Origin of the sequence: Streptomyces sp. NRRL S-337 (assembly GCF_000720175.1) — a bacterium.
Lineage (GTDB): Bacteria > Actinomycetota > Actinomycetes > Streptomycetales > Streptomycetaceae > Streptomyces > Streptomyces siderophoricus.
Window position 1 is genome coordinate 1 of the sequence record NZ_JOIX01000063.1, and the last position, 26,597, is coordinate 26,597.

General features: G+C 73.5%; 16 protein-coding genes and 1 pseudogene. 14 read left to right on the forward strand and 3 right to left on the reverse strand.

What is annotated here, in order from left to right:
- Positions 1–153 precede the first annotated feature (153 nt).
- Positions 154–432, forward strand: a pseudogene (locus IG62_RS45480) (MFS transporter); the annotation flags it as partial.
- A 27-nt stretch (positions 433–459) separates the two neighbouring features.
- On the opposite strand, the gene IG62_RS0131040 reads toward IG62_RS45480, so the two are convergent.
- On the reverse strand, positions 460–1,173 hold the full coding sequence (locus IG62_RS0131040) for a TioE family transcriptional regulator (protein ID WP_199812549.1): 714 nt from the start codon (positions 1,171–1,173) through the stop codon (positions 460–462).
- A gap of 101 nt (positions 1,174–1,274) precedes the next feature.
- Here IG62_RS0131040 and IG62_RS0131045 point away from each other — a divergent pair, with 101 nt between their 5' ends.
- Together IG62_RS0131045 and IG62_RS0131050 are read left to right on the forward strand one after the other, a co-directional pair.
- Positions 1,275–2,456, forward strand: coding sequence for an erythromycin esterase family protein (locus IG62_RS0131045; RefSeq protein WP_030810822.1), 1,182 nt, complete (start codon positions 1,275–1,277; stop codon positions 2,454–2,456).
- 344 nt (positions 2,457–2,800) lie between these two features.
- A complete protein-coding gene (locus IG62_RS0131050) occupies positions 2,801–3,145 on the forward strand; it encodes a hypothetical protein (protein WP_030810825.1) in 345 nt (114 codons plus the stop codon).
- Between the two features lie 28 nt (positions 3,146–3,173).
- Here the strand turns inward: IG62_RS0131050 and IG62_RS0131055 are convergent, their stop codons facing one another.
- Positions 3,174–5,192 carry a TerD family protein gene (locus tag IG62_RS0131055; RefSeq protein ID WP_030810828.1) on the reverse strand — a complete coding sequence of 673 codons (2,019 nt, stop codon included), beginning with the start codon at positions 5,190–5,192 and terminating at the stop codon, positions 3,174–3,176.
- A 500-nt stretch (positions 5,193–5,692) separates the two neighbouring features.
- Between IG62_RS0131055 and IG62_RS0131060 the strand changes: the two genes are divergently transcribed.
- The 10 genes from IG62_RS0131060 (at position 5,693) to IG62_RS42505 (ending at position 24,852) form a co-directional block, all read left to right on the forward strand.
- On the forward strand, positions 5,693–6,403 hold the full coding sequence (locus IG62_RS0131060; protein ID WP_030810831.1) for a Crp/Fnr family transcriptional regulator: 711 nt from the start codon (positions 5,693–5,695) through the stop codon (positions 6,401–6,403).
- A gap of 164 nt (positions 6,404–6,567) precedes the next feature.
- Entirely contained in the window at positions 6,568–7,464 is an 897-nt protein-coding gene (locus IG62_RS0131065) for a hypothetical protein (protein ID WP_030810834.1), read from the forward strand.
- Between the two features lie 5 nt (positions 7,465–7,469).
- Entirely contained in the window at positions 7,470–9,980 is a 2,511-nt protein-coding gene (locus tag IG62_RS0131070) for a hypothetical protein (RefSeq protein ID WP_030810837.1), read from the forward strand.
- Entirely contained in the window at positions 9,973–11,052 is a 1,080-nt protein-coding gene (locus IG62_RS0131075) for a hypothetical protein (protein WP_030810840.1), read from the forward strand. Before IG62_RS0131070 ends, IG62_RS0131075 begins: the two co-directional genes overlap by 8 nt.
- The gene (locus IG62_RS0131080) at positions 11,052–11,618 is read left to right on the forward strand and encodes a Pycsar system effector family protein (protein ID WP_030810843.1); all 567 of its coding nucleotides are present in this window, start codon (positions 11,052–11,054) and stop codon (positions 11,616–11,618) included. Before IG62_RS0131075 ends, IG62_RS0131080 begins: the two co-directional genes overlap by 1 nt.
- A gap of 75 nt (positions 11,619–11,693) precedes the next feature.
- Positions 11,694–14,027 (forward strand): VWA domain-containing protein, encoded by a 2,334-nt coding sequence (locus tag IG62_RS0131085; RefSeq protein WP_107053084.1) that lies wholly within the window; start codon positions 11,694–11,696, stop codon positions 14,025–14,027.
- Positions 14,028–14,148: 121 nt separating this feature from the next.
- The gene (locus IG62_RS0131090; RefSeq protein ID WP_030810849.1) at positions 14,149–17,778 is read left to right on the forward strand and encodes a tubulin-like doman-containing protein; all 3,630 of its coding nucleotides are present in this window, start codon (positions 14,149–14,151) and stop codon (positions 17,776–17,778) included.
- Positions 17,775–20,405, forward strand: coding sequence for a hypothetical protein (locus IG62_RS0131095; protein WP_037839730.1), 2,631 nt, complete (start codon positions 17,775–17,777; stop codon positions 20,403–20,405). Before IG62_RS0131090 ends, IG62_RS0131095 begins: the two co-directional genes overlap by 4 nt.
- A complete protein-coding gene (locus tag IG62_RS0131100; protein WP_107053085.1) occupies positions 20,402–22,510 on the forward strand; it encodes a hypothetical protein in 2,109 nt (702 codons plus the stop codon). Before IG62_RS0131095 ends, IG62_RS0131100 begins: the two co-directional genes overlap by 4 nt.
- Entirely contained in the window at positions 22,507–24,852 is a 2,346-nt protein-coding gene (locus IG62_RS42505) for a hypothetical protein (RefSeq protein WP_037839731.1), read from the forward strand. The genes IG62_RS0131100 and IG62_RS42505 overlap by 4 nt, the downstream gene beginning before the upstream one ends.
- A 62-nt stretch (positions 24,853–24,914) precedes the next feature.
- Here the strand turns inward: IG62_RS42505 and IG62_RS0131110 are convergent, their stop codons facing one another.
- Positions 24,915–25,142, reverse strand: a complete 228-nt coding sequence (locus IG62_RS0131110; protein ID WP_030810862.1) for a chaplin — start codon at positions 25,140–25,142, stop codon at positions 24,915–24,917.
- Between the two features lie 259 nt (positions 25,143–25,401).
- Here IG62_RS0131110 and IG62_RS49960 point away from each other — a divergent pair, with 259 nt between their 5' ends.
- Positions 25,402–26,499: a TerD family protein gene (locus IG62_RS49960; RefSeq protein ID WP_030810865.1), complete on the forward strand. Its 1,098-nt coding sequence runs from the start codon at positions 25,402–25,404 to the stop codon at positions 26,497–26,499.
- The last annotated feature ends 98 nt before the right edge of the window (positions 26,500–26,597 follow it).

The window sequence follows — 26,597 nt, forward strand, 5'->3', positions numbered from 1 at the left end:
GCCAGCTCTGTGACTGGCTCGACGCCCAGGACCCCAAGGTCCTCACCGACCTGCGCCGACTCGGCGTCGGGCAGCAGTTCACCGGACGCGGCTGACGGCCACGGCAGGAATGCGAGGGGCAGTCCCACCACCAGGTCGCATACCTGCCGGACCGGCGCGGTCGCGCTGCTGCTCGGGTGGGGAAGCGCGTACGGCGCCGTCCCCGTCGCGTCCCGGACCTGGTTCGCCCGCTCCGCCCCGCAGGCCCCGGAGGCCGCCTCGGTGCTGTTCACCGCGACCTTCCAGGCCACCCTTGCACTCGGCGCACTGCTCGGCGGTGTGGTGGTGGACCGTACGTCCGCCTCGACGGTCATGACGTGGGGCGGGGCGGTCGCCGTGCTCATGGCGCTGGTGGTGTGGGGGCACGGGGTCAGAGGGAGCGAGCGGACCTGAGCACCGCAGGCGGGGCGAGGGGAGCGCCTATGCCGCGGGGTGGTTGAGCAGGGTCAGATAGTGGCTGAGGTGGGTGGCCGCGGTGAGCATGGCGAGGCCCTGGGTGGTGAGCTTGTGCTGCCAGTCGTCCAGGGCGGTGGCCAGGGTGTCGGTGTCGCCGGCCGTCCGGATCTGCTGGACCACGGTGGAGATGTGGTCCAGCAGGTAGCCGCCGCGCCTGAGGAGGTGGGCGAACTCGGCGTCGCGGATGTCGCCCGGACCGTAGCTGCGGTGGCCGGTGAGCGGGTCGCGGGCGGGGGTGAGGATGCCGGCGTCCTCCCAGTTGCGCAAGGTGGCCGGGGTGACGCGGAGTTGGTGGGCGAGTTCGCCGATGGTGCGGGTGGCGGGGGCTGTCGAGGGGTCCGTGGTGGCGTCCCCCGCCGCCGTCAGGTGATCGACCGCTTTCCGCACCGCGTCGAGGGTCTCCCGGTCGCGGAGCAACTGGCTGTGGCCGCGGTCGATGAGCACCAGGGCGTCGTCGAGGGCGTCGCGGTGGAGTGCGTTCATGATCTGGCCGCCGGCCGCGTGCCCGTAGGCCGGGACGAGGGAGAGGAAGGCGCGGAGCGCTGCCGCATGCACCTCGGTGTAGATGCGGTAGCCGCTGGCCGTGCGCTCCGCGGGCGGGAGGAAACCGTCCCGTTCGTAATTGCGGACCGCCTGGGTCGAGAGGCCGTGCTCGCGCGCGAGGTCGGAGGGGCGCATGGTTATCACCTGTTGGAGACTTTGGGGGAAGCCGATCGTGCAGCGGAGCGGCACGCGCTTGAAAAGTATCAACCGTGCTTTCAAGGTTACGATTGAGGCTCATGAGTCAGGATCTTCGCGACTTCGTGAGTACGACATGTGAGCTGCTGGCGCTCGGTGAGCCGACGCATCTGGAGCCCGCCTTCGGGCGGATCCGCAACGAGCTGTTCGGTCAGCTGGCCGACCACGGGTTCCGGTCGATCGCCCTCGAAATCGATCGGGTGGCCGCCCTCACCGTGAACGACTTCGTCCAGGGCGGAGCCGGAACGCTCGACGCGGTGATGACGGAGGGCTTCTCCAGCGACTTCGGAGAGCTGCTCGCCAACCGGCAACTCATCGCCTGGATGCGCGAGTACAACGAGAACCGGCCGGAAGCGGAGCGCTTGGCCTTCCACGGCTTCGATGCCGAGATGGAGAACACCAGCGCACCCAGCCCGCGCGGCTATATCGAGTACGCCCGCGACTACCTGGGGCTCGACCCCGGCGATGACCTCGCGCGCCTCGCCGGGGAGGACGAACGGTGGAGCCGCGCGGAAGCGATCCTGGACCCGGCGATGTCGGTCGGTGACTCGGCCGGGGCGGAGCGGCTGCGGACGCTCGCGGACGACATGCTCACCTCGCTCCATGCGCGCGCCCCGGGGCTGATCGCGGCGACCTCACGTGCCGAGTGGTCGAGGGCCAGGACACACCTCACCGCCGGCCTCGGCCTGTTGCGCTACCACAAGCAGGCGGCGCAGCGCATCGACGAGAGCGCACGGATCTCCCGTCTGCTCGCCACCCGGGACGCGCTGATGGCGCAGAACCTCCTCGACATCCGGAGCATCGAGGCCCCACGGGGACCGACCCTGGTCTTCGCCCACAACCTCCACCTGCAGAGGAACCCGAGCAGCATGCGGATGGCGGACATGGACCTCGACTGGTTCTCCGCCGGCGCCATCGTGGGGTCCCTGCTGGACGAGCGGTACACCGTCGTCCTCAGCAGCCTGGGCAGGAGCGACACCCTCGGGCTCCGGGAGCCGGCGGCGGACACCTACGAGGCGATCCTGCAGGGCCGTATCACCGGCTGGGGGCTGACCGCGGCCGGTGCGGTCACCGCTGCCACCACGGCGACTCCGGTCCGTACGCGGACCGATACCACTCCCCAGCAGGGGTACTTCCCGCTCGATCAGGCGAGCCTCGACGCGGCTGACGCGATCCTGCACGTCAGCGACGGCCCGACCGCCGTGCGGCCGTTCCGCCCGTAGGGGCGTGGCGCCGGGTGTGACGAGGGGGATCCGGCGCCGCGCCCGTACGTCCTGCCGGTTGCCGGTGACCAGCTGCTGGTCACCGGCGGCCGCCTGGCTCCTGCACATCGCAAAATTGCGCGCTTGCGCATAAAACTCCCCGGAGTGTGCAAGATGCCTGCCGTATACGGGACACGGCAGGCCAATGAGCGGGCCCACGGTAAACAGTGAAATGGGCAGCGGAACAAGGCAGTTCGGCCCACGCTCAGAGAGATCTTGGAACCGATATGAAATCGCAGGTTCAACAGAGGTTTTGGGTACTCGGGCGAGGCAAGTAAGGGGGCATGAACAGCCCTCATGAACACATGCCGGTAAACGACAATTACGGCCCCTATAACGTTAATCCCGACATCCACCGGCGCAGCCGGGACGGCTCCGGGGCACACCGGACGGCCCTGGTCATCCACACGATCGCGGACATCGCCGCAGGCGTTCTGGGCCTGTGGATCCTGCTGTACCTGCTGGAGGCCAACCGGGGAAACGTCTTCGTCGGATTTGTGCACGGTTTGGCCGACTGGCTCGCCGGCTGGTCCCAGGACATCTTCACCATGGACACCGAAGGACTGCGGGTATTCCTCAATTTCGGTCTGCCCGCGGTGATTTACCTTCTGCTCGGCCACGGGATCGCCGCACGGATACGCCGCCTCTGACCCGAAAATTCCCGACGGCGGGCACCGATTACGCCCGGCATCTTGTCCCCCCGCGTTCGAGGTGGGCGATGACATCGGCATGGAATCGGTCCACGGCATTGTCGACGCTGCGGATGAAGCCCGACTCGGCATTGCCGCGGCCGCTGCCCATGCTCTTGAACAGCGACAGGCGGAAACCGGTGATCTGCGCACCGTCCTTCGGCAGGATGTCGGCGGGCTCGGGGCGCAGTCGCTCCAACGTCCCGCGCGGACCCGTACCGGGACCGTCGACGAGGGTTTCGATGTGCAGATCCGCCGGCGCCGCCGCGAGCCGGCGGATCAGCCGCTTGACCCCGGTGAGCGGATAGCCCTGCTCGGTCGCCGCCACCTCGATCGACGTGCGCAACTTGCCGGTCCGCAGATCCGCCGCGAGCGTGAGGGGGCCCGGCGTGTCCTCGATGCGCAGTTCGGCCTGCAGCCGCCCCTCGGAACACAACTGCTCGGCCAGAACGGCCCGCCGGGCTCGGGGATCGGTGCCGCGCCGGGCACGCTGAACGGGCAGGACCTTCCGACCGAGTTCTCCGCCCAGCCGCAGACAGACCTGCCGGACCAGCCGCTCCCAGCTCTCGACCACCTCGACGGCGTGCCGATCCCCCTGGCACAGCGTCTCGTCGTCGATGGCGTTGCGTACCGGCACCCATGCGGAGCCCATGTTCTGGAAGCCGTGGCAGCCCGAGTTCTCGTGCTGGAGGTAGTGCAGCAGTTCCTGGAGCAGCCAGGCATGGGCGGCATTGCCGACGCCCTCGTGGTGGATCAGCATCTGCGCCTGGTGCGCCACTTCCGCCCAGGACAGGTGCCACAGGGCGACCTTGTGTTTGCGCCGGCCGTCCGTCTTCACGTCGACCAGCGGGCTGCCTTCCAGCGCCACGTCGTTGGTCAGGGTGATCACCGCCTCGTAACCGCGCCGGGCGGCGATGTCCAGGTACGCCTGCACCTGCTCCGCCTTGAGCGGGTGGCCGTTCGTCTTCGTCTCGATCAGCGCGGTCCACAACTTGCCGGCGCGTTCCACCCGGACGACCCCGTCCGGGCGCTTGGGAGCGTCCCCGTGCGGCAGCGACACCTCGGTGAACGTCTCCATCCGGCCAGCGGGTGCGCCGAAGGCCGCCGTGAGGCGCCGGCCGAACTCCGGTACCTGGGCCATGACGGCCAACAGCACGGAAGTGGCCCGCACTTCGCGCTCGCGGTCGCTCCTGAGAGCCGATACGGGGAAGAGCCGGGCCGCCCGCCAGGCGTCGTTCTCGGCGAGCGGTTTCTTCGACTGCTGGGGAAGCGTGATCTTCTTGCGGGCCGTGCGGGGCCGGGTGGCCTTCTTCCGCTCGGCCGAGGTGGGGCTCCCGGCCGGGGTGAGTGTCTTGGCCGGCGCGGCTCCTGGTCCGCTCGCGGGCGCCCTGGGGGCCGGAACGGGAACGGCTTCCGCAACCACCTCGCCCTCGGCCGCCTCGCCCTCGGCCGCATCCGCCGCGTCGTCCTCGATGTTCACCCCGAAGTCCGTCGCGAGACCGGCGAGGCCGGAGGCGTAACCCTGGCCGATGGCCCGGAACTTCCATTCCCCGGCCCGCCGGTAGAGCTCGCCGAAGAGGAAGGCGCTCACGTCTCCGGCGTCTTCGGCGGTGAACTGGAGCACGTCCTCGCCCGCACCGTCGGCCAGCGTCAGATGCAGGTCATTGAGGTCCCCGAACCGGGCGCCGCCGTAGCGGCTCGCGGCCACGACCACCCGCTCGATCTCCGGCGGAATTGCCTCCAGGTCGAAGCTGATGCGGTCCTCGTTCCCGTCCCCGGCCGGCGTCTTGCCGAGGAGTTGGACGCTGCCGTCCGGAGCGACGGGGTGGTTGTAGAAGTAGAAGTCGACGTCGCTGCGCACCTTGCCGTGCTCGTTCAGAAGGAGCACGGAAACATCCGCATCACCTTCCCCGGAAGTGCTGCTCCACCCCAGGCGCATCAGCACGGAACCGACATTCTCGCTCAGCACCGACAAGCCGACATTCGCACCCTTGAGCATCTTGCGCATATGGCCCCCAGATTGCGTACCGCCGCGCCGGGACCGAATCCCGCCGGCCCCCTGTACGGCGTGTGCGCTACGTCACATACTCGCCATGTGCAGGGAACCCTAGCGGGGCGAGCGCGGACAGGGCGGTGAAGTGCGGAAACTCAGGGTTTTTGGATCTTGGAGGTGGTGGCGTGGAGGAAGGAGTGACTCCTCTTGTGCGGAATGGAATTACCGATCCGTTGGCGGAAACCCGAGTTTTGGCCAATTAGGACCGGCGGGGGCCGCTCGGGTGGGCGGGGGTCTGACCTCCGGGTCATTGGCTGAGGGGTGCGGGCCGGTGGCTGGATGGTGAGGGGTGTGGGCGCTGCGGGCGACTCGGGGTGGGGCGGTTCACCTGGGGGTTCGGGGAGTACTGCCGAGTATGCGGGGTGTGGCGTAATTCACTCGACCCAAAGCGTCACTCTGCGACCATCAACGCCTACGAAAAACCGGCCATACGGACTGCCGTGGGGGGAGTGGCCATGGGGCTGCTCGGCGACGAGCTGGCTTTTGCGCGGGCTCTGACAGCCCAGGAGAACGAGAGCGTGATGGCCTGCGGAAGCCGGAAGCGCTATGCGGCCGACGCCCATCTCCTGACGGAGGGCGACCGGTCCAGTCACGTAATGATCATTCTGCGTGGCTGGGTGACCGTTTCCGTGGCCACGGACCGCGGTGCCACCCGGCTGATACTCGGCCTGCGCGGCCCCGGTGAACTCCTCGGGGAGATGGCCGCGTTGGACAACCATCCCCGCAGCGCCACCGTGCGCGCCCTGGGGCCGATCGAGGCCCAGGTCATCTCCGGCGACGCGTTCCGTCGCTTCCTCGCCCTGCACCCGCGGGTCAGCGGACTGGTGATCCGCCAGCTCACCTTCCGGCTCCGCAGCGCCGACCAGGAGCGGTCCGCGCTCGCCTCGCTCACCGTGTTGCAGCGACTGGCCACCCGGCTCAGCGAGTTGTCCCGGGTCGAGCCCGCCGGCCCCTACGCCCCGCCCGTACCCGGCCGTTCCAGACCCGGGACCGTCGTCCACCTGGCCCAGGACGAGCTGGCGGCCACCGTGGGGGCCACCCGCGAAGCCGTCGCCAAGGCCCTGCGGCTGCTGCGTACGCAGAAGGTCGTGCGCACCGGCAACCGGATGGTGGAGATCCTCGACCCCGCGCTGCTCGCCCTCCTCGCCGAGGGCCACCAGGAGTGAACGCGGCGCACCGGAGCGCGGCGCGGACGGGCCTGGCAGGGGGGGCAGACATGACGAGCAGAGCGCACGCCCGGCGTGTGTAAACGGCTACAGACGGCCTCGGTCCCGGGCCGGAAGCTGATGGGGACGGCAATCGAACAGAACGGCAGGACAGGGGGCTCGGGGTGGACGACGACGCGAGGGATGTCGCGGAGGCGCACTACGAGTTGGTGATCAGCGTCGACGCCCGGCGTTCCGGGGAGTACGACGACGCGGAGAAGCCGCAGATGCGCGCCCGGATCTACCGGGTCCTGGAAACGGCGTTCAGCCACGCCAAGGTGGCGCGGGACGCGGTCCACATGGAGGACCGCGGCGACGGCGTACTGCTGTCGGTGGCCGGCCGGGTCTCGGTGACCCGGCTGCTCGGCCTGTGGATGGTCGAGGTGCGCGAGAACCTGCGGGAGGAGAACCGCGGCCTGCGGGTCCCCCTGGGGCTGCGGGTGGGCATGCACGTCGGCCCGGTGCGGCGCGACGACCGGGGGGTCAGCGGGCGCGCGGTCGACCTGGCGTGCCGGCTGGCCGACTCCCCCGTCGGGCGGCAGCTGCTGGACGCCGAGCGGGCGGACCTCGTGCTGGTGGTGTCCGAGTCGCTGTACGAGGACGTGGTCCGCAGCGGCGGCAAGTTCATCGAGCCGACGCGCTACTCCCGGGCCCGGCTGGCGCTCAAGGAAGGCGCGGTCAACGCCTGGTTCCACCTTCCCGGACGGGACGCACCGGCGATACCGGACGGCCTCGATCCGGGCGAGGGGCGGGCCCGCACGGTGGCGGACACATGGGGGGAGGGCGGCAAGGCGGCCGGCGTGGGCGGCCACGACGGATCGGACCACCACGACGACGGCCACCACGACGAGGACGACATCGAGGACCAGGACGTCGACCGCGGCGGGGACGCGCGGGGCGGCAGGTCCGGCGGTGACCGGTACGTCGTCCGGGGCGACATGTCCCGGAATCACGACAACGTCTACCAGCAGGGCGTGCACATCGGGCGGATCACCGGTGACGCCGAGCGGCGGAAGGGCTGAGGCACGTGGCCGAGGAGGAGCAGGCGGGGGGACCGGCCGAGCCCGAGGCCCCGAAGGCGGCCGGCGGGCCGTCCCCGGAGGGCGCGCACCAGGCCCGGGGCAAGGACGGTGACGACCGGGGGCGCGGGGCGGACGACAAGGGGGACGGGGACTCCGCCGACAGCGAGGCCGCGGAGCGGGAGCGCGAACGGGAGCGCGCCGCGGGGCGGTTCAAGGAGCACACCGCCAATCCGCTCGCCGGGGAGGAGAGCGAGGACGACCCGACCGACCTCGCCGCCGCGTCGCGGGCCCGCCGCGCCACCCGGATGCTGTTCGACACCGGGCGGGACCTGAACAGCTTCGACCGTTCGTACATCCGAAGCGCCCACATCGGGGACATCCACCTGCGGATGGACGCCCGGCAGGCCGCCGCGGGGGTGCGCAGCGGGCCGGTGCCGGACGACGAACTGCGCCGGCTCCGGCGGGTGCACGTCGAACCGGAGGGGTACTTACGGCTGCGCAACGCACTGCGGGCCCGCCGGCTGCTGGTGCTCGGCGCGGCACCCGGCACCGGGCGCACCAGCACCGCGCTGTCCCTCCTCGACGAGGTCACCGCCCTCACCGGGGACGGTCCGGGCGAGGAGTCCGGGTCCGGGCCGCGGGTGCTGCGGGTGGACGTCGAGACGGACGGCGGCGTGCCGAAGCTGGCCGGTTCGCTGGAGGAGCGGCACGGCACCGGCTATCTGCTGGAGCTGTCGCTCGGCAAGCCCGGTGCGCTGCCGCCGGACGCGATGGACCTGGACGGGCTGGCCGCGGCGCTGGACGAGCGGGAGTCGTTCGCGGTGATCGTCGTGACGGTCGGTTCGGCGGCGAACCCGCTGCTGGCCGGGCGGTACGGGATGCTCTGCCCGCCGGTGCCCACGCAGGAACTGCGCACCGCCCGGCTGCGGGAGCGGCTGGAGGAGCATGTCGCGGCGGCCGGGGACGACGGGCCGGACGGCGGGGCGCGGGTGGCCGAACTCCTCGCCCGTGCCGAGGAGTTGGCGGAGCAGACGGACATCAGGGACGCGGTCGGGCTGAACGACCTGCGCCCCGCCGAGGCCGAACTGCTCGCCTCGTTGCTGGCCGGGCACCTGCTGGACGGCGTCTCCTACGAGGAGTTGCTGGCCGGCTGCCGGAGTCTCGCGGCGGGCCAGGCCCACGAGTGGTTCGCCGGGGTGGACCGGGCGCTGGCCGCGCCGCCGCCGGCCGCGGACGGGAGCGCGGGGCGGCGGCCGGGGACGGCGGCGCTGTTCCACCCGGTGGCGTTCCGGATCGCGCTGGCCGTCCTGGGCGGCGCCTCACACAGCGCGGTGGCCTCCGCCGCACACCTGCTGACCTGGGAACTGTCCGTCCAGAGCGATCCGGACCACACCCCGGCCCGGCCGTTGTTCTGCGACGACCCGGAGTCCGACCTGGCGCTGTCGCGGGCCGAACTGACCGACGGCGAGGTCGAGGTGGCCGGCACCGAGGTGCCCGCCCAGCTGATCTGGTACCGGGGGGCGGCGCTGCCCGGCGCGGTGCTGAGCGAGGTCTGGGACCGGCACTTCCCGGTCCGCGGCCCGGTGGTGCGCTGGCTGCGGCTGCTGGCCGACGACCCCCGCCCCCAGGTGTGGATGCGGGCCGCGGTGGCCGCCGGGGAGCTGTGCGTACGGGACTTCGACCACGGTTACGCGGAGCTGATCCGGCCGCTCGCCGAGGCGGGCACGCCGCGCCGGCGGATCTTCGCGGCCACCACGATGGACCAGGCGGCCGGGCATGCCTCGCACCGCAAGGCGGTGCGGCGGCTGGTCGACGACTGGAGCCGGTACGGCACGAAGTCGCTGCGCTGGACCGCGGCGATGGCACTGGGCTACGGGAACGCCGCGGCCACCACGGACGACGCCCTCGACGCGCTGGCCCGGATCGGGGTCCGGGACGACGGGGAGCAGCTGGCGGTCGCCTCGTTCAACGTCGTGCGGCTGCTGGCGCTGCCGGACGGGGCGACGGTGCTGCGGCGGATGGCGGAGTGGACGCACCACAGGCGCGAGCCGTACCAGGACCTCGGTCTGGTGACCACCGTCCGGCTGGCGGTGACCAAGGTGGACGAGGTGCTGGACGCCGAGCCCGATTCCGGGCTCGGGGGCCGCGGGGACTGGCCGCTGCCGCTCGCCCTCGCCGTCGCGCACCCCGAACTCGTCGCCCCCATGGCCGACTTGATGTGGACCGCGCTGAACACCGCACGGTCGCAGGAGGTGGCGATGGACGCGCTGGAGGCCCTGCTGCGCACTGCCGTGCGCAAGGACGGCGGGGAGTGGACCCAGCCGGGGCTGGCGGCGCTGCTGCCCGCGCTGGCGACCGAGGAGCACGACCGGCGGCGGCTGGACTGGCTGCTGCGCCGAATGATGAAGGATCCGGACAATCCGCTCCCCGACGCGCAGGCGCGCTCCTTGTGGTGGCTCGCCGTCCCGCCGCGGGACCGGACGGGCGAGAGGTACCAGGAGGAAACGCATGGCTGACGACCAGGGCGTGGCGGGGGGCGGGGCGGCCGGCCCGGGGCCCGCGGGTCCGTTCCTGCGGGAGTACGCGCCGACGGGCCCGTTCCGGCACACGAGCGCGCGGACGGCGTCGGTGCTGTTCTACCGGAACGGCGGCTACAGCGTGGCCACCGTCCGCGGCATCGAGCACCACGACAAGCGGGCACTGGCCCGGCCGCACACCATCTGCGAGATCGCGCTCGGCACGTTCGTCACGACGCTGCAGCTGGAGCTGCCGGCCGCCGGGGGCACCACGTTCTTCAAGGCCGAGGTGGAGATCCACTGGACGGTGAGCGATCCCCATCTGGCCGCCACCGAGGTGGTGACCGATGTCGCCCAGCGGCTCACCGCGCCGACGCTGGAGCGGCTCCGGGACGTCTCCGCGGAGTTCCCGGTGAACCAGGCCGAGCAGGCCGACCGTGCCATCACCCGGCAGTGCGCCGGCGGGCGCTGGGACGACCTGGGCGCCGATCTCGGGCTGCGGGTGCGGCTGTACGTACGGCTGCGGGTGGACGACCGGACGATCCATCACATGGACGACATCCGGGACGCACACGCCTCGGCGGAGGTGACCCGGGTCCACCAAAGCAAGTTCCGGGACATGCTGCAGGGCGGCGAACTGGACCAGCTCAGCTACATGCTGGCGGCGGAGCCCGAGGCGGCCAAGGACTTCCTGGAGAAGATCCGCCAGGAGGGCCGGGCCGACGAGAAGGAGCGCATCGACCGGCTCTTCGCCATGGTCGACAGCGGCCAGATCCACTCCACCGACGTGGAGACCCAGGCGCTGGAGCTCCTCAACCGCGGCCGGCACCGCGTCCAGGGGCCCATCGGCTCGCTGCCCGCCCGCCGGGAGACGCCACAGCTGGGCCCGGGCACGTCCGAACCGTTCACCCCGGACTGGGTCTCGGACGACCCGCCGTCCCGGGCCGGGCGCCCGTCGTACCTGGACAAGGACGACCCGGCCGACGACGGCGCGACCACCGCCGAGCCGGAACCGCCGCGCCGCCGCCGGCGCAGCCGTGACGACGGATGGTCCTGGGCGGAGGAGGACTGATGACGGCCGACGGGGGGACGGCGGACCGGGGGACCACAGACTCCCCCGACCCGGTCGTGCCGGTGCCGGACGGGGGTCGGCACGGCCACGACCGGGCGGGGGAACGCATCGCCGAACGGCTGTTGAACACGGTCCGGGAGGACCTCGGACGGGCCGACTCCAAGGCGGCCGTGCTGCTCTCCGGGGCGCTGGCGCTGCCGGCGTTCCTGATCGGGTGGCACGGCGCGCCCGACTGGCGCGGTCCGGCCGACCTCACTCTGGTCGCCGCCGGGATGCTCTGGGCGGTCGCGGTGACCGCGCTGGTCCGGGCGCTGCTGCCGCGTACCGGCACGCTGCGCACGCAGGACGGGGTGACCTACTTCGGCGATCTGCTGGCCCCCCACGACCTGCCCCGGCTGGCCGCCGAGATCGCCGCGGCCGGCCGGGACCCGGCCGGGTGGCTGCTCATCCAGGCCGTGGACGTCAGCTCGATCCTGTCCGCCAAATACCGGGCCATCCGCTGGGCGGTGGGCGCGCTGGCCCCTTCGGCGGCGCTGGCCCTGGCCTGGAGCCTGACCGCGCGCTGACCGCGGCCGGCCCGGCGCCGCCGGCGGCGGCGCACCACCAAGCACACGACGCAGAAACGAAATAAGGGGACGGCCGTGGGAACAGTGAGGGGAAAACGGCGGAACGGAAGGGGCTGGGCGCGGCGCGGCGCGGTCCGTGTGCTGGGCGGCGCCGCGGTGCTCATATCCCTGCTGGCGCCCGCCGCCCATGATCCGGTGCCGGCGGCCGCGTCGAAACCGGCCTTCAAGTCCGTCAACTACGCGGTGGCGGTGGACGAGTCGGCCAGCCTGGCACCCGACGACATGAAGGCGGAGAAGGCCGCCGCCGCCCGGATCGCGCTGGGCGACGTCTCCTCGGCGTCCCACGTCACGGTCTTCGGTTTCGCCGCCGCCGAGTCCAACGACCAGCGTGCGGTGGACCCGGTGTGCCCGCGGACCACGCTGGACGCGGCCGGGCGGGACTCGATCGGCGGGTGCGTGGGCAAGCTGCGCAGCCGCAAGAAGAGCGAGGGCACCGGCACCGACTTCCCGAGTGCGATACGCCAGGGCGTGCACGAACTGAGCTCCGGCACCGACGCGTCCGTGCCGCGGGTGCTGTTCCTGCTCACCGACGGGCAGATGGACGTCACCGGCAGCCCGCAGTACGGCGACCCCGCGCACCGCAAGGACGAGGGCGAGCGGCAGCTGGACCGGGAGCTGAAGAACGCCCGGGCGCAGGGGGTGCAGATCTGGCCGCTGGGCTTCGGGCCCGACCCGGACAAGGAGCAGCTCGACCGGATGGCCGCCGGCGGCTACCAGAAGGGCTGTACGGAACTGCCCTCGGCGCTGCCGAAGGCCGAGAAGGTCTCCGGCGCCAAGGACCTCGGCCCGAAGCTGGAGAAGATCTTCGCCGCGGCGCACTGCCTGCGCTACCAGCCGGGCACCAGCCCCCAGCGGCCGCCGGCCACCCTGGAGGTCGGCATCTCGCCGCTGGCGACCGTGGGCAGCATCGTGGTCGACAAGAGCGACCCCGAGGTGACGATCACCTACATCGACCCGAACGGCCACCAGGTGCCCACCACGGGGTCGTACCGCAAGTCGCACTTCGAGCTGGCGGGCGCCGGGGACACCGTCGAGGCGCTGAAGATCGTCGACCCGGTGCCCGGCGTGTGGCAGGTGAAGGCCGAGGCCCCCGAGGGGCACCGCTCGCTGCCGGTCGGGGTCAGCGTGCTGTGGCAGGGCGAACTGCGCGGCGCGATCACCATGGACCCGCCGTCGCCGCAGGCCGGCCGGAAGGCCACGGTGACCATGCGGCTGCAGACCCGCGAGGGCTACCAGATCAAGGACCCCCGGGACTACGCCGGGCTGCGGGTCCGCAGCGAGCTGACCGGGGACGGCTTCGCCGCGGTGCCGGTGCAGCTCACCGACGACGGGAAGGGGAACGACCCCACCGCGAGCGACGGCTCGTTCACCGGTTCCGTGACGATCCCGCGCAGCGCCGACGGGGCGCTGAAGGTGAGCGGCACACTGACCGCCTCCGGGCTGAGCGCGGACACCCGCAGCGAGAGCGGCCTGGTCGCGCCGGACGTGCTGCCGGTGTCCGGCACGCTGCGGCTGCCGGCCGCGGACGCCCACCCCGGGGACGAGGTCACCGGCACCCTGGCGGTCCACAACACCGGCAAGACCCCGCACACCCTGCGGCTGTCGGTCGCCGACCTCCAGCCGGGGCTGGTGTCGGTCAGCCCGGCCGAGATCGAGCTGAAGCCCGAGGACTCCGGCACCAGGACGGTGACGGTCCGCCTCGGCCCGGCCGATGCCTTCGGCGACCGCCTCGACGACGACGGACTGCGGCTCGGCGGCACCGTCACCGCCGTCGACACCACCGACCACGACCGGACGGTGGTGCGGTCCCCGCTGTCGGTGACGGTGACGCCGGAGCCCGGCATCTGGGACGCGTACTGGTGGGCGTTCCTCATCGCGGCCGCGGTGCTCGCCGCGGTCGTCGCCGCGGTCCTCGCCTGGCTGCGGCAGTGGCGCGGCCGCCGGAACCCGTACGGCCTGATGCTGCAACTGGTCTCCGAGGACGGCGACGTGCTCGCCACGCACCCGGCCGGGCACGGCCACAAGCAGTGGTACGAGTTCGCGGTGGTCGAACCGCACCGCAGCCCGCGCATCGAGCGGCGCAACCACGGCCGGTACGCGATCCAGCGCAGCCCCGAGGGCGGCGCGTGGCTGCGCGAGCGGGGCGCCGGGCGGACCCGGCTGCCGGCGAACGGCACCGTCCCGCTGAGCGACGGGCTGAGCCTCTCCCTCGGCGAGGAGACCCGGTCCGCCAAGTCCCGCCGCAACCGGCCCACTTGGGGCTCGCGGCAGCGGACCGGCACGACCCCCACCACCCCCACGGTCACCACCGAGGACGACGGCACCAGCACCTACGAGTCGTACCGGTGACGCGCGGGGCGGGCCGGTGCACCACCGGCCCGCCCCGGCACACCGCCCCGCGGCCGCCGGGCCGCGCGCACCGCACAGATCGAACGATCGGCCGCCGGTACGGCCGCAACGGGAGGAACCCATGAAAATCTTCCAGCCGATGCTCTTCGTCGGCCTGGGCGGCACCGGTGGCCTGGTCGGCGCCGAACTGGAGCGCCGGCTGCGGGCCGAGCTGTGCGGTCCGGACGGCGTCGCGCTCAGCCATCTGAGCGGCCACGCCCCCTACCAGCTCCCCGACTGCCTGCAGTTCGTCTACGCCGACTACAGCGAGACCGACCTCCAGCGCCTGCCGCAGTTCAACGTGGACCCGTCGCTGCGGGCCGCGTACGCCCGTACCTCGCGGGCCACCCACAACCTGCTGCCGAACTTCGACAGTTCACCGGAAGTGACCAAGATGCTCCGGGCGAGCCTGCGCGACGAGGTCGCCGACTGGCTGCCGCCGCGCATCGACGAGCCGAAGGTCACCCCGCTCCACAACGGCGCCGGCCAGCTGCCCACCGTCGGCCGCGCCGCCCTGTTCGCCACCCTGCGGCACAGCCTGGCCCCGGTACTGGAGCCGCTGCTCCAGGCGATCGACGCGATCGCCAAGTCGGCCGGTGAGCTGAGCGAACTGGGCGGCGGCAAGGTCAACGGCTGCGACGTGTTCGTCGCCTTCTCGGTGGCCGGCGGCACCGGGGCCGGGATCTTCCTGGACTACCTGCACCTGATCAACCAGGCGTTCAAGATGCGCCGGTTCGACGGCGTGAAGATCTACCCGCTGGTCGTGATGCCGTCCTCGTTCTCCTCGGCCTCCGGCGGCGGGCGGGAGGCCGAGCTCAACGCGGCCCGCGCGCTGGTCGACCTGTTCCGGCTGGTGGACGGGCAGAACGCGCCGACCGAGGGCGCGGAGATCGGCGACCTGGACCACGACTCCTCCGGGCTCGGCATCCGCTACCCCGGCACCACCCCGATCCGGCTGCGGACCGGCATCCTGCCCACCGCCTTCCTGTTCAGCCCGACCGCCGGCATCCGCCAGGACGACCTGCGGCGCTCCATCGTCTCCCTGGTGATGTCGCTGATCGGCACCGAACTGGGCGACGGCCGGTCCCGGGGCCGGACGACCGCGGCCGACGACGACTACCAGACCTTCGCCGCGAGCTTCATCAACCGGGGCGTGCACCGCAGCGCGATGTCCCCCACCGGCATCGGCCGGCAGGGCGTCTCCACCAGCCTGGTGGCCTCCATGACCGCGCCGATGGACCAGCTGGCCGACCTGGTGGCCGGCCGGCTGCTGCGCGAGGCGGTCACCGACCTCGTCGAGCGGCCGCGCGCCACGCTGCGGGACGGCGCGGTGCCGATGATCCGGCAGCTGTTCGCCGACTCCGGACTCGAAGAGCTGTGGGAGCGGCGGCAGTTGCCGGTACCGGAGCCCGAGCCGCTGCCGCGCGGCAGCCGGGCCATCGAGACCGCGCTGGGCGAGCGGATCGCGGACATGCAGCGGCTGCTGTCCGACCTGCGGTCCGTCGCCGACCGCCAGGCCGCCTCGATGGCCGACCGGTTCGTGCCGCGCCCCGCCATCGACAAACTCCTGCAGAGCGTCGACCCGTTCCTCGCCGAACGCGTCGTGCGCGGGGTCCCGGACAGTGACGAACCGATCGCCCGGGTCGGGTTCCTGGGCATGCTCAACAGCCGCGCGGTCGCTCCCCCACGCCCGGCGGGGGTCACCGACCAGCCGCCCAAGACGCCGCGGATCAAGGGCCGGCTGGCCGGTATGTCACCGGCCCGCTGGGGCGACGACGACGTGCAGGCGGCCCTCCAGGCCCAGGACGCCTGGTACCAGTGGCGCAGCCGGATCGTCTGGCACGAGGCGTGGCGGGAGCAGCAGCAGCGCTGGCAGCCGCAGGCGGACGCCGCCGGCACCGACCTCGGGCGGCTGGTGAACGCCTTCCGCAAGCACTCCGAGCAGGAGCGGAAGCTCTCCGCGCAGAAGGGCCTCGAACTGTACGAGGACCGCACCGGCATCTCGTACCTGCTGCCGCCGCAGCGCACCCTCAACCACTTCTACGAGGACCTGGTCACCCGGCTGGTCCGCCGCGAGGGCCTGCGCGAGCACGACGACGAGGCCGCGCTGCTGCTCAAGATGATCGACGGGGACACCTGGCGCTCGGTGCACGCGCAGAGCCGCCGCAACCCGGACGGTGCGGTGGCGGCCGTCAAGGCCCAGCTGGAGGGCCGGATCACCCGGCTGTTCGCGGAGAGCGGCGAGCATCTGGAGGAGCGGCCGCTGCTGCCGCCGATGAGCACCCTGCTGGCCGCCGCGGCGGGCGACGCGGACGCCACCGACCAGGTCAGCAAGGAGGCGCTGGAGCTGTTCGGTCGGAAGCTGACCGGGCTGCTGCCGGTGGGCTTCACCCCGGAGGGCACCGGCCCGCTGCGGGTGCTGGTCACCTACCCGCGCGTCCAGGCCGTGGAGGAGGTGCAGGAGTTCCTCGGCAAGGCGCTGCGGCTGCCCTCCGACGCCAAGAACTCGGTGGAGTACCGGGGCGTGGAGAGCGACTCGATCACGGTGGTGCTGTTCCGCAGCGAGATGAGCCTCACCCAGGTGCCGGAGGCCCGCAAGGTGCTGCGCCAGTGGGCCCGGGCCAAGGACAGCGAGCAGGCGCACGACGTTTTGCGGTGGCGGCAGCGGCTCGGCTACCGGGACAGCTGGATGGTGAGCTGCGAGGACGACCGCCGCGCCATCCTGCACCGGCTGCTGTGCTGCATGTGGAACGGCCAGGTGGACGTGGTGGACGGCGACACGTCCTCGCCGGAGCGGGTGCGGCTGCGGCTGTTCCCCGAGAAGGGCGAGAACGTGCCCGGGGTCCGGCTGCGGCTGGGCGACTTCCCCGGCGGGGTGTCGAGCTGGGCGGAGCTGCTCCGCTCGTACGAGCGCTGGACCGTCCTCGACGACGAGCGGATCGTCGAGGACTACTGCCGCGAGTTGATGGGGGCCCAGCCGCACGGCCTGGCCCGCAGCGGCAGCGATCCCCATCCGCTCTTCGTCGAACTGGTCGAGAAGATCGCGCCGGCGCAGCTGAGGCTGCTGGAGGAACGCCGGGAGCGCGGCGGGGAGCGGGTCGAGGGCTGGGTCCGGCCGCTGTGGGAATTCTGGGCGGAGACCCTGCCGGCCGCGCTGGACACCGAGTTCGGCGACCAGCGCGCCATCCAGCCGACCCTGCGCACCCTGCTGGAGCACGTCCGCGGCGGCACGCCGGAGCCACGGGCCCGCAAGGAGTTCCCCGAGCCCCGGCGCCGGTCGACCGAGGAGGACGACTGGGGCACCGCGCCGCGGTCCTCGGGCGGGGCGTACCGGGACGACGACGCGGACGGCGCGGACTCGTACGGGCGCGACGGGGACTCCTACGGGCGCGGCGAGGACTCCTACGGGCGTGACGGGTACGGCAACGACGCGTCCGGCGACGGCTCGTACGGCACCGGCGACCGGCGCCCGTCCGCGGACCGCGACCGGGACCGGGACCGGGGCCGGGAGCCGGAGCGGGGCCGGGAGCCGGAGCGGGGCCGGGATGAAGGCCGCGAGCGCGACCGGCTCAACGGGCACTCCGCCGGCGACGGCCGGCCGTGGGCGCCCTGGGACGACGACGCCCGGGAGGACCGCCCGTCCGGCGGCGCCGACGACGGCGGCGGCCGGGACCGTGCGCGCCGCAACCCCTGGGACGGTGATGCGGAGTGACCGCCACGGAGGAGGCCACCGCCGTCGTCCACCTGGACCTGCGGACGCAGGCGGCGCAGCTCGACACGGCCGCGGCCGTGCGGTCCGCGGTCGCCCGGCAGCTCGGCCGGGCCGGGCTGCCCGAGCCCGACCACCCGCTGTTCCTGGTGGTGGACACCCCGGCGGGACTGACCGAGCACCAGCGGCAGTACGAACTCCTCGCCGCCTACCGGGCGTTGGGCGAGGTCCGGATGCTGGTGCTGCTGGTGGGCAGCGCGCCCGGGGCGTACGCCGGCGACGAGGAAGTGCTGCCGCCCGACCGGCGGCTGGTGCGGCCCGCGGTGCTGCGCGGTTCCGGCACCGCGCTGCTGTGGGCGGGCGATCTGCGCTCCGCCCGGACCGCGCTGGAGCAGCCGGCGCCCGACGACCCGGCGGCGCTGGCGGTCCTGGTGGACCTGCTGTCGGTGCCGGACGTCTTCCAGCGGGTGCTCGACGACCTCGGGTCGCTGCCCGACACGGTCGCCGCGCCCGGCGTACGGCTGCTGGAGCAGGACCTGCCGCCCGAGGTACGGGACCGGGCCTGGCGCGATGCGCTCAGCCGGTTCGCCGGCGAGGACCTGGACCACGCACCGGAGTTGCCGGCCACCCGGTCCGGCGTCGACCTGCCGGAGCCGCTGCGCGGCCTGGTGGCCGGCCGCGGCGGGCGTGAGCTGCGGCACCGCGAGACCGGCGGGGTGGCGGACGACGCCTACCGCGCCTGTGCCGAAGCACTGGACGACGCGGAGGAGGAACTGGCGGGCCTGCGGACCGTCCTCGGCCTGCTGCGGCCCGTTCACCGGGGGACGTTCGAGGCCGAGCTCGACCGGGCGCACCAGGCGCTCGTCGACTACCGGGAGCTGGTCGCGGGCGCCCTGCACAGCGGCGGCAGTTCGGGTGCCTCGCCGTCCGCCGCCGAGGCCACCGCCCGGCTCGCGGCCCTCGGTCTGCGGGTGCCCTCGGCCGAGGGCGTGGGCGAGCGGATCGGTGAGGGGCTGCGGGAGTTCGCCGGGAAGCTCCTGGGACAGGGGCTGGCGCTGCGCGCGGTGGCCCGGCGGTTCACCGCGCTGGCCGGGCGGGTGGAACCGGTGCCGGGTTCGGCACTGCTGCCGCGGCTGGCCGAGCTGCCGATCGCCGACGCGGCGGCCCGGGCCGGAGCGGCGGCGGACCCGCTGCCGGTTGCCCCGGCCGCGGTGGTGGCGGCGGGCGCGGCGGGGCTGCTCGGCGCGCTGTGGCAGTGGCCGTTCATGGCCCTGGCGCTGCTCGTCCCGCTGGTCTTCCAGGGCCTGGCGATGCTCGGCGCGGCCCGGCTGCGGGGCGCGGGGCGGCCGGGCCGGTGGGCAGTGGGCCCCCGGATCGCGGCGGTCGTGGGCGCGGTGGCCGGTGTGACCGTGGCGTACGCGACCGACCCGCCGCCGTGGCTGAGCACCGCCGCGGCGCTGGTGGGCATCGGCGCCGCGGTGGAGACCGCGCGCCGAGTGTGGCGCACCGCGGCCGACACCTGGGGCGCGGACCAGGGCACCCTCGCGCTGCGCCGGGCCCTGGCCGGGCTGGACGCGCTGCTGGCCGAGGCGGTCCGGGAGCACTGGGCCGCCGACGAGCGGCTGTACTGCGCCGACGCGGCCCGGTCCGTGGCCGGCATGCTGCGGGCGACCGCGGCCGCCGCGGACGCCGAGGCGGCCCCCGAGCCCGAACGGCCGGCCGGCACCGGCACGTCCGGCACCGAGCCGCCGGCCGCGGACGACTGGCTGTCCAGCGCCTCGGCCCTGGAGACGGGCACCTTCGCGGTGGCCGACGACGCGGACAGCGACTGGGCCAGCGCCTACGCGTGGGACGACGAGCCCTCCTGGGACGAACCCGCCGCACCGGCCGGGGAACAGCGGCCCGCCGGGCCCGCCGACCCCTGGGAGGACCGCACCGCCGGTGCTCCGCGCTGGCTGGACCGGGAGAGCGGTGAGGGCGGGCCGGAGCTGGTCGCCACCCTGGCCGGGGACCTGACGGACGCCGCCCTGGTCGCGATGGCGCCGTACTGGGGCGCCGTCGAACGTGGCCAGGCCGGGGCGCTCGCCGTCCGGCGCACCGAGGAACGCGTCCGCGAGCTGCTCTCCGCGGCCCGCCGGCACCTCCGGACCAACGGGGTGCTGGCCGCACCGCCGTTCGCCGCCGGCCACCGCGTCCGCGCCACCTCGGCGAACCTGCTGGGGACGGACCCGCAGCGGGTGGCCGAACTGGTGGGCACAGAGGCCGACCGGCGGGCCGTGGTGCAGCTGTCCTCGCCCGAGCAGGGCACGCTGCTCAACCGCGACCCGGCGGCCGCGGTGTGGATCAGATTCGCGCCGGAGGCGGTGCGCGGCGAGGTCGAGAAGGCCTGGCGGGCCGGCGGCACGGGCCACCCGGCCGACGCGCTGTGGACGTCGTCGGGGCGGTACGCCGGGCTGATCCGGCTCACCCCGCTGCGGATGGGCGTGGTCGACACCGTCCGGCCCCGCGAGAGCCCCGGGCCCGACGGGACCGACGGCCGCCATGACTTCGACGGGCCCGGCGGGTACGGCGGCTCCGACGGGTCCCCCCAGGTCGACGCGTACGAAGGAAGGGACGGCGACCTCTGGTGACCAGCACCTCGCACCCCCACGTGGTGCAGCCGGACGGTACCCGGCGGGCCACGCTCGCCTTCACCGTCCCCTCGGGGCGGCGCCGGGTCGCCCCGGTCCGCTTCGGCCGCGAGTCCCGCCGCGATCCGCAGTTGCCGCAGCGCATCCGCAACGGCCTGCTCGACGACGAGGGCCAGCAGTGCGTCCAGGTACGGCTGACCGCGGCCGACGCGGCGAACCCGGCGGCCCGGGCCCTGCTGGACGCCGAGGCGGGCACCGCGCTGCGGCTGCACCGGGTGCTCGACGACCCGGAGCACGCGGCGCTCTTCCCGCAGATCATCGGCTATGAACTCGACACCACCGAGCCGTTCCTGCTGTATGCCGCGCCGCGCGGCACCGCCGCCGCCCGCACCCATGTGATGTCCGCCAGCGATCAGCGGGTCTTCGCGCGGGACCTGCTGCGGGCGCTGTGCCTGCTGGACGGCCAGGGCCTGGTGCTGCGCGGCATCTCACCGGCCACCGTGCTCTGGGACGGCACCTCGGTGCAGCTCTGGGGGCTGGAGGGGGTGGCCCACATCGGGCGGCCGCGGACCCGGTGGGGCCGGGCCCCCTACTGCCCGCCCGAACAGCGCCGGGGAGAGGGGTTCGTGGACTCCCGGGACGCGGTGTGGAGCGCCGCCCAGGTGCTCTACCAGCTGGTGACCGGCCGGCCCGGCCCGGCGGACCGGGCACCGGACGACCTCGCCGCGCACCGGGTGCTCGCCGAGACGCTGCGCGGTGCCTTCGCGCCGCGGGCCGCCGACCGGCCCACGCCGGCCGGGCTCCTCGACCTCCTGGCCCCGGGGGCCGCCCGGCAGCTCACGCTCACCGGGCCCGCCGACGACGAGTACCGCCCGGACCGGGAGGCGTTCGACCAGGCCCTGCGCCTCAAACGGCAGGCCCCCGCCGCCGAGGCCCGGGACGGGAACAGCGCCGGGCGAGGCACCGGCAGCGTCCTCTGCCCGTACTGCCTGGAGCCCATCCAGCTCGACCTCACCGCGCTGTACGTCACCGACAGCCGGATGCAGTACCAGCAGCTGGACGTCAAGGGGATCACCAACGCCCTGCGGCGGCAGGACGTGATGCGGTCCGCCGTCCAGAAGTGCACGGCGGACCCGGACTTCCCCGAGCACTTCATCCCGGTGCCCTACCTCACCTACGGCCGCCCGCTGACCGTCGCGATGGTCGGCCAGTCCTCCACCGGCAAGAGCCATCTGCTGACCCAGATGATCGCCGAGATCACCGACGGCGGCCTGGAGCCGTTCGGTCTGAAGTGGCAGTCCGTCAACCCCGAGCAGCACGCCCGGTTCGTACGGGAACGGGTGCAGCCGCTGCGCAACGGCAAGGTCCTCGACCACACCGGCGGCATCGGGCTGGACGGCTTCGCCCGCTTCGTGGAGTCGCTGCTGATCACCGACGCCCGCGGGCAGGTGCGGCCGGTCGCCTTCTTCGACCTCGGCGGCGAGGACCTGGTGCGGACCGACGCCGCGCTCCGCTTCCTGCTCGGGGTCGACGCCCTGGTCTTCGTCGTCGACCCGGCGCTGGCGCTCCCCCTGCCGCATCTGGACCACGCCAGGGAACGCTGGGGCCTGGAGGTGAACCGGGACGGCGATCTCGCCTTCGGCACGGTCCTGGACCGGCTGCCGAAGAACGGCCCGTATCTGGACGTGGCGGCCGCGATGGTGCTGGGCAAGGCCGACCTGCTGCGGTTCCAGCCGCCCGTCGACCGGTGGCTGGGCGAGGCACCGCCCACCACCCTCGACCCCGCGCGGGTGCGCGAGGAGAGCCGGGACGTCCACGGCCTGCTGCGCCGGCACGCCGGCCAGGCGTGGCTGCGCCCGTTCGACGCGATCCGCCGGTGCACCCTGCACGTCGCGTCGGCCACCGGCGGCCAGGAGGACCACGGCCGCTATCCGACCGGGGTGGGCCCCCGGCGGGTGCTGGCGCCGTTGGTGTCGCTGCTGGCGATGCACGGGGTGATCGAAGTGCCGGGCGGCGCCGAGGCGTTCGCCGTCGGAGGGGCGGCCGCGCGGCCATCGGCGCCGCCGCCGGAAGCCAGCGGATCAGGGGGAGAGGAAGCGGAGTGAACGACTTCACGGAGCGGAGACCACCGCACCGGCCTACGGCCGCCGGCACCGGTACCGGCGGACCGGACTTCACGGGCGGACCGGGCTTCACGGGCGGGCCGGGATTCACGGGTGGGCCCGTCACCGGCGGACCGGCGTACGCGGGCGGACCGGGCTACACGGGGGGACCGGGCTTCACGGGCGGGCCGGGCTTCACGGGCGGGCCGGGCGGCGGCGGAGCCGTGGACACGGTGGACCAGGTGGTCTTCCGGTGGGACGGCAACCAGGGGCGCCAGGGCACGGGCATGAAGGCCGTCGCCCACTCCTGCACGGTCGAGCGCGCCGAGGAACTGGGCCGGGAACTCGGCCCGTTGCTGTGGGTCTCCGGTGCGGCCGCGCCCCGGCCGAGCGTCGTCCGCACGGTCTCCCGCGACGGCGACGTGATGCTCGTCCAGCGCTGGCCCACCACCGACCGGGGCGGCCGCCCCAGCACGGTCAGCCATGTCCTGATCGGCGCGCCGGGCACGTTGAAGACCCGTCAGAGCCTCGGCCTCGCGTACGGCGGCTGGAGCCCCCGCGAGTCCGCCGAACAGGCCACCGGGCAGCTGCGCCCGGTGGAGTGCGAGGAACTCGACGCGCTGGCCCGCCGGTGGCTGCCCGAGATGGAAGGTCGGCTGCCGACGGTCCAGCGCCCGCTGATCCTGATCGCCGCGGAGTGGCTGCGCGACCCGGCCCAGCGGATCTCGCTCCTCATGGAAGAGGAGGAACCACCCGGCCAGCCGGGCCCGGGCGCCGCGCCACTGGTCTACCTGGGGCTGTTCCTGCTCTTCGGCTCCTGGCTGGGGCGCGAGTGGACGTTCGCCACGTACGACACGGTCGACAGCCATCCGCTGCGGCTGATGTGCGTACCGCGCTGGGAACCGGACGCGGGCGGGCCGGGCCCGCTGGCCCGGGTCGAGGTCCGCACGCCGGCCCAGCCGCAGATCGAGCACAAGGCCGCGAACCGGCTGGTCAAGCACCTTCTGGCGCACCCGCCGGGAAGCCCCGGCCTGCCGCAGCTGATCGACGGGCTGAGGAACGGCGCGACGCTGGACTGGCCGCGACGCCAGGCCCTGCTCAAGGACCTCCTCGCCGCCGACCGGCCGCCGGGTCCCCAGCCGGCACCCGGACCGTCGACGGGACCCGCACCCGCACCCGCACCGACGAAGAGCCCCGCACCGACGCACCTGCCTGCGCCCACGCACCTGCCTCCACCGACACACCTGCCGCCGCCCGTACCGGAGACGGCGCCGGTACGGGATTCGGCACCGGTACGGGAGACGCCACCGGTGCGGGAAGAACCGCCGGTCCGGGAGCGGGACACCCCGCTGCCGGCCCGGGACCGGGAAGCCGCGCTGCCGTTCCGGGAAACGTCACCCCCGGCTCGGGAAACACCCCCGGCCCGGCAGGCACCCCCGACCCGCGAGGTACCCCCGGTCCGGGAGGTACCCCCGCTCCGGGAGACGCCACCCCCGGCCGCGGCCCAACCCGCCGCGCCCCACGCACCTCCCACCCTCCACAAGCCGCCCATCTCCCACCAGCCACCCACGTCCCACGAGCCGCCGCCCCCGGCCCCCCGAGAGTCCACCAGTCCCCAGACACCCAGCACCCTCGAAGTGGCGTCGGTACGCGAGGAGTTGCGCAATCCGCTGCCCAGGAACGCCCTCCAGCGCGACCTGCTGAAGGCGCGGCTGCGCGCCCTGCCCGACGAGGCGCTCCTGGACGTGCTGCGTTCCGGTGGGCTGCCGCCGGAGCCCCTGGGGATGCTGCTGGACGAACTGGGGGACGCCCGGCGGGTGCGGGAGCGCCGGCCGCAGACGCGGGACGACCTGTGCCGGGAAGTGCTCGACAACGGGCTGTACTTCGAGCCCAACGGGCTGGACCCGGAGTCGGCGTCCCGGGTGGCCATGGCGCGCCGGGCGGCCGATCTCTACCTCTGGGCCGTCGCCCCGCTGACCAGGGACGCACGCTTCCTGCCCGATCTGCGGGAGCTGCTGCACCGCATGTGCCGGGACCGTCATCCCGCGGCGGGCAACTGGCTCTGGGACAGCATCATCGCCCCGGCCAACGGCGTCGCCCCCGACCTGCCGGCCGACCTCTGGCAGCAGATCGTCCGGGACGTGCACCAGAAGAGCCTGGCCCCCGCCACCGCCACACCGGCGGCCACCACCCAGCCACCCACCCCGGCTCCCGCCACGGCCGCACCGGACCCACCCGCCTTCGGGAGCCGGTTCCCCGACCTGACGAGCAGTCCGGGCTGCGTGGTGGGCACCGGCGTCGGCGTGATCGTCGTCCTCCTGGCCCTCGTGCTGATCTTCGCCTGACCGACAACGGCAGGGCCCCGGCCGGTTCTCCGGCCGGGGCCCTGCCGTGTCCGGTCAGTCGCTCAACAGGTGTTGCCGAAGGCCGGGTTGATCAGCCCGATGATGTCGATGCTGTTGCCGCACAGGTTGATCGGCAGATGGATCGGGATCTGGATGGTGTTGCCGGAGATGACACCTGGTGAATTCAGGGCAGTGCCCCCTGCTCCGGAGTCGGCGGCGGCGACACCGGCACCTCCCAGGACAGCGGCGGCGGTCAGGGCGGTGGTGGCAACTGCGGTACGGAAGCGCATGGTTCCTCCTGAAGGTGAGGGCACACTCGCCCGGTAACGTCTCCGCGCCCCGGTCCGGAAAACACCCATAGCGCAAGGCGGGGAACGAAACCCCTCATACGGGTGGGAGCGTTGCGTATCGCTTTCCGCCGTACACGCCGGCGCGCCACCGTAGCGATACGGCCCTTCGTTTCACTGATTGCGCAACTCAGGAACCCCCGGGACGCGCGCCGCGTTGAAGCCGACGGATGCTGCACGCCCGACAGTTGTGGAGGAGCAGATGAGTGTGGCCCTGACCAAGGGCGGCAATGTGTCGCTCAGCAAACAGGCGCCCGGCCTGACCGCCGTGAGCGTCGGGCTGGGCTGGCAGGTGGGCGCCGGTGGCGGAGCCGGCTTCGACCTGGACGCCAGTGCCCTGCTGTGCGACCGGTCCGGCACGGTCCTCTCCGACGACCACTTCGTCTTCTTCAACAACCTCCGCAGCCCGGACGGATCGGTCCGCCACTCCGGCAGTGAACCGGTCGGCGGCAGCGGCGGCGACGACGAACGGATCCACATCGACCTGACCACGGTCCCGCCCGAGGTCGAGAAGATCGTCTTCCCGGTCTCGCTCTACGAGGCCGAGCAGCGCGGGCAGAGCTTCGGTCAGGTCCAGCGCGCCCACATCCGGGTGGTCGACGAGACCACCGGTACCGAGCTGGCCCGCTACGACCTGCGCGGTGACGCGGCCAGCGAGACCGCCATGGTCTTCGGCGAGCTGTACCGGCACGGCGCGGAGTGGAAGTTCCGGGCCGTCGGCCAGGGCTATGCCTCCGGGCTGGCCGGGATCGCACAGGACTTCGGCGTCGACGTCCTCCGGCCCCAGCCACCGGCCGCCACACCAGGCACACCGACCGCACCCGCCGCGCCGTTCCCGCCGGCCCCGCAGACCCCGCCGGCCGTCGCCCCCTCTGCACCACACGCCTCCACCGCCCCCTCATCCACCGGGAGTTCCCCCATGACCTGCTTCTTCGACCCCGGCCACGGCCCCGGCAGCACGCCCGTCACCTGGTCCCCGCAGTGGGGCGTGCCGCGCCAGATCCAGGCGTGCCCCGGCTGCGCCCAGCGCGTCCGGACCACGCCGCCGCCGTACTACACCGCGCCCCAGGCCGGATACCCGGATCCGTACGCGCAAGGGGCCCCGCAGGGCTACCCGCAGCCGGTGCAGCAGGGCTATCCGCAGCAGCCGGACCACCACCAGCAGGGCGGCGGCCGGAGGTTCGGCACCGGTGCGCTGATCGGCGCCGGCGCGGCCGGGCTGGTCGGCGGCGCCCTCCTCAACGAAGCCTTCGACGACGACGAACCGGACGTCGTGGTGAACAACTTCTACGAGGAATAAGCACAGAGGCACCAGCACAGAGGCACCAGCGCAGAGGCATGAGCGAACGGGGCGGGCACCTGGGTGCCCTGCCCGCCCCGTTCTGTGGCTGCCGTGGA